The following is a 12,587-nucleotide window of genomic DNA, read 5'->3' on the forward strand; positions in this document are numbered from 1 at the left end:
GGCGATATCCAGTCGCGTCTTCAGGATGGGTTGTGAGTGGTGGATGAGGTGTTTCTATCAGAATCTAGTATATGTGTTGTCGTGGTTGTCTGTGTGTGGGCTGTGATCGACACCCAAAGCCAGAGGCGCCAGCCGCGCATTTCCATCCTCCACCAGATGCACATGGTCCGGTTGAGCCCTCGCCTGTGGACGAATCTCATCACCTCGCAGTGCTGTTCACCGTGCTCGAATGGATTGTCGAACGACGAAATAGCCCGAACGGGTGAGGAGTGGCTCTGGTGTCGAACTCTGGGCTACCTTGTGACCATTGCTACAGAGATTCGAGGCGAGTGCCTCCGAGGGTGACCCCCAAGCGGTTCAACCCACTTCGTTTGGTGGCTGCTCGATAGTCGCTCTCGGCTCGTCCCGCTCGCTTCTCTGCCAGCCGACCGCAGCGCTCGTTGCACTCGCGGTGCTCACTCGCTCGCCCCCTCCCGGGACGCCAGCACCAAGCGCACTGTCGGTTCTCGCTATCACTCGAACGCGCCACCGGCTTGTGTGCTGGCCGCTCGTGTCGTCTGGCCCAGCGCGCGGGGCTGGATGGATTCGTCGAAGAAAGCGCTCGCTCGCGCCCGAAGGGCGCTCGAAGGCGCGAGCGAGCGCAGATGGAGTTGTGACTGACGGAGAGTCGGTCTGTGAGAAAACCGCGATTAGAGTCGCGGTTGTCGGCGCGTGAACGCCTTCGGTCAACGAAGACCATGAGTAGCAAGATTAGCAGTCACAAAGAAGGTAGCGAAGCATACGAACACGTTGTCGACCCCACGGTCAAGTGGGAAGTCGACGAGCGGGTGGAACTCCGGGCAACGGTGGCGATGGAGATGCAGGCGACCATCGATTCGGACGTGATCGAGGCGATGGCGGCGGTCGAGAACGGCGAGTGTGAGCGGCCCTTCGGGATGACCCTCGAAGCCGAAGAACGGTGGGAGGCACGCGAGTTGGAGGTGGAGAGAACGCGGACCAGAGAAGATCGGTCACAAACGTCGAAGCGTGAAGCGGTGTGTCGTGGAATGTCCGTGAGGCAGTGTGGCCAAGAGACGGTCGAGCGGATCAACCCGATGGATGATCTGGATACGGAGACGCGTAGAGCGGTCGAGACGCAAGCGGCGCGGATTGCGAGTCGGGTGCGTGGCGGGATGGCTCCCTCAGGTATCGAAGTGCGGATTGCAGAACGGATGAACGCAGGAGCGGATGTCCAGACGGCGGTGCTCGAGACGCTGGATGAGGTAAAAGCGACACCCGGAGCGGTTGTGCCAATCGATGAGATCGGGACGGTGGGACGCAGTGAGGTCGACATCGAGGGTCGTATCTCGAAGCTGTGGACGCCCTCACACCCCTCGATTGCGCAGGTCGGTCTGTTGGAGGATGCGACAGGGACGGTCAAGTTCACCAGTTGGGCGCGGTCGAACCAACCCTGGCTGGCAGAAGGTGATGTGGTCCGGCTGCGGAACGTCGCGTGGAACTACTACGGGGAGCGCGTCTCAGTGGCACTGACTGGCTGGTCAACGGTGGTGTCCTTGGGTTCGTCTCAGACGCCGAGATAAGCTCGCTACGCGGTTTGTTTTCCATTCGAGACTCCCAGTGCCCATATCCCCACCTCCCCTCCTATCGCTCCCGTGGCTCCGCCACGGCAGCCACTACCTTACGGCGGGGAGGAGGTCACTCCAACGCGGTCGAGGATCCTCGCCCTTCAGGGCGGGAGGGTGTCTACGTTTGTGTCGCACCATTTTCCGAGAATGTGAGCGAAATCGCCTCCACATCGTATTCGTACGGGCGCCGCTTACTGTAATATATCGAATACATCGACTGCCCTGTACTGCTTGCCTTGCTTCTTACCAGTGACTTCCTCGATGATTTCGTCTGCTTCGAGATCTTCGATGACTCGATACGCAGTCGGTCGGGAGACATCAAGGAACGCTGCAAGGCCCGTCGGTGTGAAATACGGCTTCTGGAGAATCGACCGGGCGAACCGGGCGGTTGCTGTCGTTCCTGTGTACTCCTTGTGGTACTCTCGTTCGAGTTCGCGGAGGTCCCACGTTCGGTCGTAGGAAGCTTCAGCTTGACTCCGGAGCCCTTCGATGAAAAACCGAAACCACTCTGTCCAGGCCCCTTCTTCGCTGACAGCTCGCATCCGACTGACGTATTCGTATTTGTTCTTGTTGAAGTAGGCACTCGGGTAGATGTACGGGCTCTCCAGATACCCCTGCTGTACGAGATACAGAATAATCAGCAGCCGACCGAGACGGCCATTTCCATCGGAGAACGGGTGGACTGTCTCGAAAAAATAGTGGATAATGGCAGCATCGATGAGTGGGTGATACGCTCCTCCCGATTGAATGTACGCCTCAAGGGACTTCATGAGTCGCTCGATACTGTCGGGTGTCGGTGGAACGAACGGCCGTTGCCCCCCTCGTGGGCTATCGAGGTGAACCATGTGGTCTCTGAACGCGCCGATGATGTCTCCGTCGTTGCGAACCCCCTCTAACAGTGTCGCGTGAAGCTCCGTCATGAGCTCAAGCGTAATAGGTTCGCCTTCCGTCACCGCATTGAGTCCCGCCATGAGCGCATCTTCGTAGTTGATCGCTTCTTGGAGGTCTTTCTTTGCAGGCGGTGTAGCGCCATCCTGTGAGTGCTGTGTCCGGTATGCTTCGACATCCTGGTAGTCGACTTCAGCACCCTCGATTCGGGCAGATTCGACAGCCTCGACACGGATGAGTGACGCGTAGAGTGAGGCAGAGAAGTCGACTGTCGAACTAATACCATCCACTCTGCCGATTTGGTAGGCTGCATCGGCGACGAGGTCGCGAATATCGTCAGGGATGGCAAGAGGAGGCTTTACCGGGAGCTCGTTGGGAGCGTAATACGGGTTTGGATGATACGGGACATAGTGGCCCGGCGCTGTCTCTGGTAAACTCCCCTTTCTCATCGTTGCCCTCCCTACACCACCCGTGTGTAAAGTCGTTTTTATAGCCACCTTACAGACAGGGTCTGTTTTACCAGCTCCGTTTCAAAATGCGCGGAATGTTGAATCGGGACGGTGGGACGCAGTGAGGTGGATATCGAGGGCTGTGTGACGATGTTGTGGACGCCCTCATACCCCTCGATTGCGCAGGTCGGTCTGTTGGAAGATGCCTTTGGGACGGTCAAGTTCACCAGTTGGGCGCGGTCGAATCAACCCTGGCTGGCAGAAGGTGATGTGGTCAGGTTGCGGAACGTCGCGTGGAACTACTACGGTGATCGCGTCTCGGTCGCATTGACGGGCTGGTCAGCGGTGGTGTTCCCCGGAAGCTCTCAGACGCCGAGATAAGCTCCCTGCGCGATTTTTCGTTCTGCTGTGACTCCCAGTGCCCACGACCCCACCTCTCCCCCCACCGCTCCCGTGGCGACGCCACGGCAGCCACTACCTCTGTCAGCGCCCCCCGAGTGAGGATTGGCCAGACTCGCCAATCTGCGGTGTTCTCCGCGGGGGTTCGGTCAGTACTCCGTGAGGGTTCGGTCAGTACGCCACCTGTTCGCTCACAGGTCGCAGTTGCATACACCGCCTTCGCGGATTTGGTTGGTGACGTGCCGGTGGATTCCTCGCGACAACTGACGCATCGTTTCAGCCTGCCGCTTCGTTGGCCGCCGACCACCGTAGTAGCTGTCCGTCCGATTGTCGCCATACAGGCCTTTGAGCTCGCGTGCCAGTTCTCGTGTAAAGAGTCCCGGCTGCCCGGTCGTAACAACGGTCGTGTGAATCTGTTTGGAAGTCTCGCAACGTATCATTCCCTTCCTCGATGGCGAACGCTTCCAACGACCGCTCGATACAGCCAAAGGATAGTTCCACAGTAGCCGTGTAGTAGCCGATTCCCTCAATCTCCTCGACAGCGGCGAGCAGCTGACACCCCTTTGTGAGTTGTGTCTTCCACCCGGTATCCGTGTCGATTCCTGGCTCGCGTGTCGGAATGCCATATCCCTCCTCGTTGAAGGCATCGACGGCCGCATCGAGTGCATCCCTCACTACTGTTAGGTCACTCATCTGCGTCCCCGTGGAGTACCATCTTGCGTACGGTATCGAACGCGTCTGTTTGGTGGACAGCGATGCCAGTGCGGAGAATGTCTTGCAGGTCGGTTACGTACTTTGGGACGGCTTGTAGACCTTCTACATCGATTTCGAAGAGATACCGGTTGCCGTCGAACGTGTCCTCTTCGAGTGATTGCCGGAGTTCGTTCGCCCGGCGTTGATTGCTCATCCGGTCCTCGCGCACTAGCACCCACAGGTCGATGTCACTGCGCCGATCGGCCTCACCTCGGGCTACACTCCCATACAGGACGACAGCAAGGACGTCATCAAGTTTCTCGACTAATGCTTCCGTTGCTGTCTGTACGGGGCTATGGAACTCCGACTGAGGAATCTCGAGGTACGGGTCGTCTGGAATCGTCAACCGGTCGCGGTTAATCTGTACGAGGCGACGTGTCCCGTCTCGTTGTTCAACGACAATGTCGTTCTCAGCGAGGACATCGACCGTCTTCGTGACTGTCGGACGACTGTAATCAACTGCCTCGGCGAGTTCCGTTATCGAAAATGATCCGGTGTTGTTCCGGGTCAAAAAGAGGAGGACATCGTCCGTAGCCTTGCTTTTGAATAATCGGCTGTCTCGTGATGGTACATCGAGGGCTATCTGTGTTGTGTTATTCAATCTACTGTTCGTGCCAGTTTTCATTGTAAACCAATGATTCAGGTAGGTACTTAAATTTTATACCTGAAACCGATTGCCACCTATGTAGTGAAGGAGGTGACTCCCAGTGCCCACGACCCCTCCTCCCCACCCACCGCTCCCGTGGCGACGCCACGGCAGCCACAACCTCTGTCGCTAGTACTCTCTGGGGTGAAGGCGCTCGAAGGCGACATCGCTCTCTTGGGCAAGATGCTTATAAAGAGCAAGGAGAATACCCGCGCCTTTAGGCGCGGGATGAATCCGACAACTCCTCCACAACCCACTGTCGATGGCAGGGCAGGATATTCCACCATCTTCAAACCGAATCTTTACAAGAAATTCGAGTATAAGTGGTTATACAGACGTTCAGAATGCTGGAAGTCCATCGCACCTACCGAGCGAAAATCCTCAACCACGGTCAGGTAGAGGAACCCCTCGACCGGCACGGGTGGGATGCCAGCAAACTCTGGAACGTCGCCAACTACCACTCTCGCGAAGTCTGGGACGAAACGGGCGAGATTCCTGACCACGGCAACCTCAAAGACGAGTTGAAGACTCACAACAAGTACAAGGGACTGCACAGTCAGTCCAGTCAGCGCGTTCTGGAGGAACTCGCTGAAGCCTTCAACTCGTGGTACGGTAAGAGGAATTCTGACAATCGAGCGAATCCGCCCGGCTACCGCAAGAAAAACTACTACGACCAACAGGGCCATCGCGTCCACGAAGAACACCCTCGGTCAACGGTGACGTGGAAGCAAAACGGCATCAAACACGACTCGAAAAACAATCGCGTTCGGCTGTCGAAGGGCGCGAACCACAAGGGACACCCGAAGGCGTGGGAATACATCCTTGTCGAATACGAGACACGCCCCGGTGTCACGGTTGAGAACTTGCAACAGGTTCGCGCCGTCTACGACAAGGCGAACGGACGCTGGGAACTGCACCTCGTCTGCAAAGACGAAATCGAGACGCCCACCGCACCCGGAAACGAAACAGCGGGTATCGACCTCGGCATCTGTAACTTCGCGGCGGTCACATACAGTACGGAGGAAGCGGACCTGTATCCCGGCAATCGCCTGAAACAGGACGGGTACTACTTCCCAAAGGAAATCGCAAAGTGCGACGATTCGGGGGGCGAACGGGCCACTCGTCTCCACGCGAAGTGGTCGGAGCGCCGCACCCACTTCTTCCACTCCTTTGCGAAGCACATCGTAGAACGGTGTGTCGAGCAGGAAGTTGGCCGCATCAACGTTGGGAAACTCGCTGGTGTCCGCGAAGACGAGAACGGCGAGTCGAAGAACTGGGGTAAGCACGGCAACCTCGACCTGCACGGGTGGGCGTTCGACCGGTTTACGTCGATACTCACGTACAAAGCGAAGGTCAAAGGAATAGAAGTCGTAGAGGTCTCAGAGCGCGACACGAGCAAGACGTGTAGCGGGTGTGGTAGAGCAGACGACCGTCAGCGTGTCGAACGTGGTCTCTACGTTTGTGAGACATGTGATGCGGCGTTCAACGCTGACGTGAATGGGGCGGAGAACATCCGTCTCGACATCAATCAAAGTAACTCCGAGTCTGCACCCAGTTTGGGTGGGGATAGGAGTACCGGCTGGTTGGCACAGCCCGGAGTCTACCTTCATGACTTGTCCAGCGGATTCCAACCGCAGGAACAAGTGGTAGACTGCAAACCCTAATATCCCAATCCAGCGGTGCGGTGCCGTGGGATTCCTCCGCCTTCAGGCGGAGGAGGATGTCAACGGTATGACTCGTATGCGTTCTTGCTCGCGACCCAGCCCACCCTCGACGTCTCGGCGTCCATCCCCGCCCTCAAGGTGAAGTTCTACGTTCACGTCCTGTATGCTGATGCGATTCCACTCATCTTCGAACACAACACTGGCGGAGCCCTCGCGGAGTTCGGTCGGGCTGACATCCCGCTCGTGTTGGAGAAGACGCATCTGTTCCCCCGGGCACATACCGAGCAGTACGACGGGGAGGCAGCGGTCGCCTCGCCAGCAGCCGTTCGGGCCCGTGCCGTCGAACTCGCGTATCATGCTGCTGACCTCAACGCGGCACTGGCCGACCTCGCCGACCGCGCGGCCGCGAACGACATTGACCTCTCGGTGGACGACCTCGAGCAGCACCTCGCCGACGAACTGGGCGTTCGCGACCCATCGTACAGCGGGGTGTTGACCGACGGCTTCGTCCACTTCGAGGAACTCGACCGCTGTTTCTCGTGGACGACCACGGACCAACTACGGGCGGTGCTCCAGCACGTCCCGTGAGTCGGTCGCGGAGAAGCAGGGGTCGGTGATTCGTGTTACAGAAGTTCAAGGAGCAAGCCCACGACTTCAGTCGTGGGTAGCTGACTGGCGCTCTGGTATTGGGTCCCCCGTATTTTATTGCCCCCTGACGGGTGCGGGGCGCTCGAAGTAGCGTTCTGCGTTCTCATGTCCAGTACGACACACCCAGTCAGCGAGCGCGAGACCAGTGACCGACCGGATGCGATGGCCGAAACCATCGAATCGTGGATGAACGACCTTTCGACGTTGACCGATGAGGCCAGAGCGAGCGAGGAGTTCCAGGCGTGGTTGGACGTCCACAGTCGGTTCCACGAGTACTCCTTCCGGAACACGCTGCTCATCAAACAGCAATGCCCCACCGCGACGAAGGTGGCCGGGTACAGAGCGTGGCAGACCGAGTTCGACCGGCAGGTCCAGACGGGCGAATCTGCGATTTGGATCTGGGCGCCCATCATTACCGAGCGCTGTCCGACCTGCCACGAAGGGCGGCAGTACCACGAGGCGAGCGACTGCGTGGACAGGACGCCCACTGAGGAGTGGTCCCGTGGCGTGGTCGGGTTCAAACCCGTCCCCGTGTTCGATGCATCCCAAACGGAGGGTGAACCGCTTCCATCGCTGGAGACGACCGTCTACGGCGATGGCAAACCCTTGGTCGCGCGTCTGCTGGAGTGTGCTCGGTTGCTTGGAATCGAGGTTCGAGTGATCGACGAACAGGAGTGGCCGTTGGGCGCTGCCAAAGGTGTGTGCCAATACAGGGGTTCGAACTCACCACTCGTGTTAGTGCGACGGTCGACGAATTTTGCGGATATGGCGAGTACGCTCATTCACGAGTACGCCCATGCCCTCCTGCACATGGACCGCTCGGTGTCTCCCGAAGAGCGAGCGAAACGCGAGGTCGAAGCCGAGAGTGTGGCGTACGTCGTTGGGCGACACTTCGGGCTTGACGTGGACAATGCGGCGCTGTACATCGCCCGCTGGGAAGGTGACGATACGGACGTGCTCACCGAGCGGTTGGCTCGCATCGCGACCGCCTCAGAGCAGGTGATTACCAGCGTCGAGGAGCGAATGGCCGCAGTGGCCTGAAGCAGGGTCGGTCTTTCAGCCGTGTTCCCTGGTGCCTTCCGCTCGATAGTGGGTGATCGGTCAGGTACGACGTCAGGTAGGGAGTCTTCAGAGACGTAAGCTCGCTTCCCCCGACTCACCGTCATGAATGGGTTGCTGACTGAATTCGACGTCAACGTACATCAGGGCAAAGTCACACTGAGCGTGACCGCTATGATGGAGAGCACAACAGGGACACACCCTGTACCGAGTGAGCACTTCTATCTTCCTGCGAGGAGAGAATCCCGCCCTTCAGGGTGTTGACGAGACGCGTCGCGTCTCGTTCACACACCAGAACGCGACGCAGTCTGGGGACAGGAGTGGATCTGACAACACGTCCACAGTATACTATCTCGAAGCGACTTCGCTTCGATTGTACTCGGAAGCACCTGTGTTCGACTGATAGGCTCTTCTCAAGTGCGACAGCGATCTGTTGAACTACAGGGAGATATCATTCCGAAATACGGGTCCGCGGCTGCCATAGCTGATGCAGTGGTGAAAAATACGATTTCATTTCGATTTAGGGGTCCATATTTCGATATCGGTAAGACCACCCACAGCGAATTCAAATTGAACTCGACACTGAGTGCGGCCGCTATGGTGAGGGCACAATAGGGACACACCGTGTACCGAGTGAGTGACCACCTTCTTCTCGGGTGATTTTGTAGTGATATTTTCTGCGAGTCACACCCCCCGTACCGAGTGAGTAGTTCTGTGTGGATGTTGGTGCAGTACTCGGGCTTTACAACGGACGTCGTCGACACGTCCGCCTTTTCAACCTCGATGGTAGCCGTGATGCTATCTGTGATACCGAGGTCGTCGACAATCTCCAACTGGACAGTGTACTCACCAGCTTCGCTGAACGAGTGTGTCCCTTGGCGAGACATGACAACACCGCTCCCCACCTCAGACATGCTTCCTGAATCGCTCCGTGAGTACAATCAGTGGATTTGCTGGCGAAGCAAGACCCGTAATGGCTCTCTGATGAAGATTTCCATCGACCCCAGGGGATGACTGCCATTCGGAAGCCGATATGGCACTGAGTTCGATGCTGGCATTCTGGACGGACGAAGCCGCCACACAGGCCAACCGCCTGTTCCGCGACTCGAGTTTGTACCGTGGAACGTGGGAGGTCTGGTGTCTGGCGGCACTTCCTTTGCAAGTCGCTAGGCCGTTGTTCACCATTCGGATATCCAGTTGGCACTCGCCTGCTAATCGACTGAGGAACGCCCGCATGGCTTTTTATCGCCCCCTGAGGGGTGCGGGGGAACTCGCACAACATGTCGAAGAACATCACAACACTCGGAGATTGGGTCGTCGAGTCACCACGGACACGTCGTGCGCGAACCGAACCGATGACTATCGCACTCAAACGAACTGGGGGCGTGTACGAGGTGCGGGTCGCCTCAGGACGTCGCTACGATGTCGACGTCTCTATTCCCGCATGTACCTGTCCCGATTGGCAAGAACGCAAGCCTGAGGGAGGGTGTAAGCACCTTCGGCGTGTCGAGATGGAGATCGTGGCCGGCCGTGTCTCAGGACCGGATGGTCAACTTCCCCAGCGCACTCCCGGAGCGATGGATGGCACGCTCGAACCGACCCCGCTCATCACTGGCCCCCACACCGAGTACGGCCCAGACGGCGTACCCACTGGGGGTGTGTACTACCGATGTATCGAGTGTCGTCGAGAGGCACGCCATCGCGAGGCCATTCACAATCCTGGAGAGTGTGGACGAGAGCCTCGAGACGACGAGAACAGAGGGTAGTGCCAACGCTCCACCGAGGCGGTCCTACTCACAGTCATCGAATCCGTACACCTACGGAGAACGCAGTTGGTTTCGATACCAATGACTGAGTTGGGAGTGCGGCTGTTCGATGACCGCGACCGTGAGGCAGTGTGGGTACTTCACGAGTGGGCGATGCGCCACACGGACACCAACCCTGATGATATCCCCGGGACGGAGGATCTCGACGATATTAGCGAATCGTACATTGATGCAGGCGGAGCGTTCCTTGTCGGCGTGCTCGAAGGACTGCCGGCTGACGTGACGCCAGACAATTCTGTGGTGGATGACCGCTTACCGCCTGCGACCTTCGACGGGACGCTCGTTGCGATGGGCGGAATCGTACCGAATGCGGCCGGCCACGACGATGAGCGAACCGTGGATGATGCCGCAGAGCTCCATCGAATGCGCGTTGCACCAACCCACCAACGTCGGGGCTATGGCCGAGTGCTGTTAGAAGCGCTTGAGGACGCTGCCCATGAGCACGGATTCGACGTCCTGCTCGCGACGACTGCCCGGACGCAACCTGCGGCGGTCGAGTTCTATCCTTCGGCAGGCTACGAGATGGTCGGCTCATCGACAGAGGCAGGCTACGAACTGGTCCACTTCGAGAAGCGCTTGGACACGTAAGTAGGAATTAGCCCTATTGAAACGAGCTACGATGAGTCGCTCTGGCCCATCGACGAGTGGGTCAGCCCAAGTCGAACTGTTCGGCTGCTGTTTGCATGTCCCTGTCCCCGCGCCCACAGAGGTTGACCAACAGCGTGTCGTGGCGGTCTTCCTCGGCGAGTTTGATAGCGAGTGCGATGGCGCGAGCCGGCTCAAGCGCTGGGATGATTCCTTCTGTCTCGCTCAACTCACGGAACGCGGCCAGGGCCTCGTCGTCAGTGATAGCGTGATACTCTGCTCGGCCCATCTCCTGCAGGGCTGCGTGCTCTGGGCCAACACCGGGATAATCGAGTCCTGCCGAGATGGAGTGGTTCTCCGTATCGTCGTCGATGACGCGTGTTTTGGACGGTGGGACGCAGCGGGGTCGATATCGAAGGTCGTATCTCGACGTTGTGGACGCCCTCACACCACTCGATTGCGGATGTTGACCTTCTGGAAGATGACTCTGGAACGGTCAAGTTCACTAGTTGGGCTCGGAGTACCCAGCCGTGGTTAGCAGCGGGTGATGTGGTCCAGCTCGGAACGTCGCGTGGAACTACTACAGTGAGCACGTCTCAATTGCGTTGACGGGTTGGTCAGCGGTGGTGTTCCCCGCGGCTCTCAGAGCCCGAGATAAATTCGCTGGGGGGAGGGGTTTCTATCCGCTGTGGCCCCCAACCTACGACCCCGCCTCTCCACCCACCGCTCCCGGGGCAAAACCACGGTTCCCCTGCCTCTGATGCTGGTTGGATTCCTCGCTCAGGATGGTTCCTGTGCACGATCGTTCATCTGGTCAGCGCTCGAACTTCTTGCAAGAGCAAAGAATCGTCGTCGGCCGACAGAGGTGAGTCAGAAATCGTTTGCGTAGCCCTTTCTGATTTGGACCTTCCCGAGGCGAAGATCAGCGAACGAGACATCTGAACATGTGGCCATCGTCAACGGCTGGTTAAAGACGAGTCGCGTCGAGAGGTCGCTGCGTGTTCAGCGTCCGCGAGTTGATTTCCAAGTGCAGCGACCGCCTCGTTTGGATGCTGTTGCATCGTGTCGATGGTGCCTACAAGTCACTCTTCGGTCATGAGACGACTGAATGCCGTTTCGAGCAGGTCATCAATTCGAAGGCCACACCCTCTCAGATGGAACAACCGCTCGACGACTTTGATGTCGCCATCGGTCTGCTCGATATTACCGAAGAGTGCGATGAGCAAATACGAATCAATCGCTAGTCCCTTCATTCTGAATAAAATTTGGGTTAATAAGCTACAATATTTGAGTAAAATACATCGGCCGTTTTGGGGATATTCCGATATACTATTACCCAGGGGCGACATGACGCAACTATACATACTCTCAGTACGCTAAATGGCATCTAAAAAGAAACTCATCCTAACTTTATCGCTCTTAGGCTTCTCTGCATTGTTGTTAATCCAGGTTTTGAATCCCTATACAAAGTATGAGTTCTCACTTCTTTCAGCTCTACCAGTTTATCATTGGATTGGCGTGATTATTTTATTTTCTATTGGTCTATATCTAATACTACAAAGCCACAAAAAAAATTGGGCCACTTGGGACACTGGATTATTGGTTGTGTTCATGTCACACTTCGTGTTACTGGTTATCCCACTTTCGAGGGGATACTTCATGTATGGGAGTGGAGACCCTGTGACGCAAAGGGCTTTTGTTGAGTATATTCTTGCAACTGGTAAAGTTCCAGAATATCGTCACCCATTGATTCACTCGCTAGGTGCGAGCGTGTCTCTAATATCGAAGATTTCTCCTAGAACCATCGTGACGATTATCCCGATGATTACGTCGCTTTTCTGCATAATTTGTAATTTCCTTGTCATCAGGTCGCTGGTGGATTCCCGAAGGGCGCTCTTGATTGCATTATGTTTCAGTATCTTTGTGGCGACTCCCCGATTCACCCCATTTCACGTAGGGACTATGCTACTGCCACTTGTCACACTTTTGTATATACAGTTCAGGCGCCACGAACAAATTTCGTACTTTTGCGCTCTATCCTTAGT

Annotated in this window: 9 protein-coding genes and 4 pseudogenes; 9 read left to right on the forward strand and 4 right to left on the reverse strand. The window is 57.1% G+C overall.

What is annotated here, in order from left to right:
- The first annotated feature begins 71 nt into the window (after positions 1-71).
- The gene (locus M1L36_RS21790) at positions 72-266 is read left to right on the forward strand and encodes a toxin-antitoxin system TumE family protein (protein ID WP_465262089.1); all 195 of its coding nucleotides are present in this window, start codon (positions 72-74) and stop codon (positions 264-266) included.
- Between the two features lie 471 nt (positions 267-737).
- A complete protein-coding gene (locus M1L36_RS12475) occupies positions 738-1,580 on the forward strand; it encodes a DNA-binding protein (protein WP_250874081.1) in 843 nt (280 codons plus the stop codon).
- A gap of 236 nt (positions 1,581-1,816) precedes the next feature.
- Here the strand turns inward: M1L36_RS12475 and M1L36_RS12480 are convergent, their stop codons facing one another.
- The 3 genes and pseudogenes from M1L36_RS12480 to M1L36_RS12490 form a co-directional block, all read right to left on the reverse strand.
- On the reverse strand, positions 1,817-2,962 hold the full coding sequence (locus M1L36_RS12480) for a Fic family protein (protein ID WP_250874082.1): 1,146 nt from the start codon (positions 2,960-2,962) through the stop codon (positions 1,817-1,819).
- 590 nt (positions 2,963-3,552) lie between these two features.
- Positions 3,553-4,054, reverse strand: a pseudogene (locus tag M1L36_RS12485) (DUF8154 family protein).
- Positions 4,047-4,739, reverse strand: coding sequence for a nucleotidyltransferase domain-containing protein (locus M1L36_RS12490; RefSeq protein WP_250874084.1), 693 nt, complete (start codon positions 4,737-4,739; stop codon positions 4,047-4,049). Before M1L36_RS12490 ends, M1L36_RS12485 begins: the two are co-directional and overlap by 8 nt.
- A gap of 365 nt (positions 4,740-5,104) precedes the next feature.
- Here M1L36_RS12490 and M1L36_RS12495 point away from each other — a divergent pair, with 365 nt between their 5' ends.
- The 6 genes and pseudogenes from M1L36_RS12495 to M1L36_RS12515 all read left to right on the forward strand — a co-directional run bounded on the left by M1L36_RS12495 (position 5,105) and on the right by M1L36_RS12515 (position 10,545).
- Positions 5,105-6,424, forward strand: a complete 1,320-nt coding sequence (locus M1L36_RS12495; RefSeq protein ID WP_250874148.1) for an RNA-guided endonuclease InsQ/TnpB family protein — start codon at positions 5,105-5,107, stop codon at positions 6,422-6,424.
- A 15-nt stretch (positions 6,425-6,439) separates the two neighbouring features.
- Positions 6,440-7,012 (forward strand): DUF8170 family protein, encoded by a 573-nt coding sequence (locus tag M1L36_RS12500; protein WP_465262090.1) that lies wholly within the window; start codon positions 6,440-6,442, stop codon positions 7,010-7,012.
- A 165-nt stretch (positions 7,013-7,177) separates the two neighbouring features.
- The gene (locus M1L36_RS12505; protein ID WP_369694238.1) at positions 7,178-8,113 is read left to right on the forward strand and encodes a DUF955 domain-containing protein; all 936 of its coding nucleotides are present in this window, start codon (positions 7,178-7,180) and stop codon (positions 8,111-8,113) included.
- Positions 8,114-9,161: 1,048 nt separating this feature from the next.
- Positions 9,162-9,251: pseudogene (locus M1L36_RS21745) on the forward strand (phage NrS-1 polymerase family protein); the annotation flags it as partial.
- 205 nt (positions 9,252-9,456) lie between these two features.
- Positions 9,457-9,690, forward strand: a pseudogene (locus tag M1L36_RS12510) (hypothetical protein); the annotation flags it as partial.
- Between the two features lie 288 nt (positions 9,691-9,978).
- Positions 9,979-10,545: a GNAT family N-acetyltransferase gene (locus M1L36_RS12515; RefSeq protein ID WP_250874087.1), complete on the forward strand. Its 567-nt coding sequence runs from the start codon at positions 9,979-9,981 to the stop codon at positions 10,543-10,545.
- A 61-nt stretch (positions 10,546-10,606) separates the two neighbouring features.
- On the opposite strand, the pseudogene M1L36_RS12520 reads toward M1L36_RS12515, so the two are convergent.
- Positions 10,607-10,927, reverse strand: a pseudogene (locus tag M1L36_RS12520) (tryptophan synthase subunit beta); the annotation flags it as partial.
- Positions 10,928-11,540: 613 nt separating this feature from the next.
- Here M1L36_RS12520 and M1L36_RS12525 point away from each other — a divergent pair.
- Entirely contained in the window at positions 11,541-11,786 is a 246-nt protein-coding gene (locus tag M1L36_RS12525) for a hypothetical protein (RefSeq protein ID WP_250874088.1), read from the forward strand.
- The last annotated feature ends 801 nt before the right edge of the window (positions 11,787-12,587 follow it).

The organism is Halomarina rubra (assembly GCF_023699475.1).
Lineage (GTDB): Archaea > Halobacteriota > Halobacteria > Halobacteriales > Haloarculaceae > Halomarina > Halomarina rubra.

Coding starts and splice junctions, on each gene's coding strand:
- M1L36_RS12505 (WP_369694238.1), top strand. CDS start 7,178: ATGTCCAGTACGACACACCCAGTCAGCGAGCGCGAGACCAGTGACCGA.
- M1L36_RS12480 (WP_250874082.1), bottom strand. CDS start 2,962: ATGAGAAAGGGGAGTTTACCAGAGACAGCGCCGGGCCACTATGTCCCG.
- M1L36_RS21790 (WP_465262089.1), top strand. CDS start 72: ATGTGTTGTCGTGGTTGTCTGTGTGTGGGCTGTGATCGACACCCAAAG.
- M1L36_RS12495 (WP_250874148.1), top strand. CDS start 5,105: ATGCTGGAAGTCCATCGCACCTACCGAGCGAAAATCCTCAACCACGGT.
- M1L36_RS12475 (WP_250874081.1), top strand. CDS start 738: ATGAGTAGCAAGATTAGCAGTCACAAAGAAGGTAGCGAAGCATACGAA.
- M1L36_RS12490 (WP_250874084.1), bottom strand. CDS start 4,739: ATGAAAACTGGCACGAACAGTAGATTGAATAACACAACACAGATAGCC.
- M1L36_RS12515 (WP_250874087.1), top strand. CDS start 9,979: ATGACTGAGTTGGGAGTGCGGCTGTTCGATGACCGCGACCGTGAGGCA.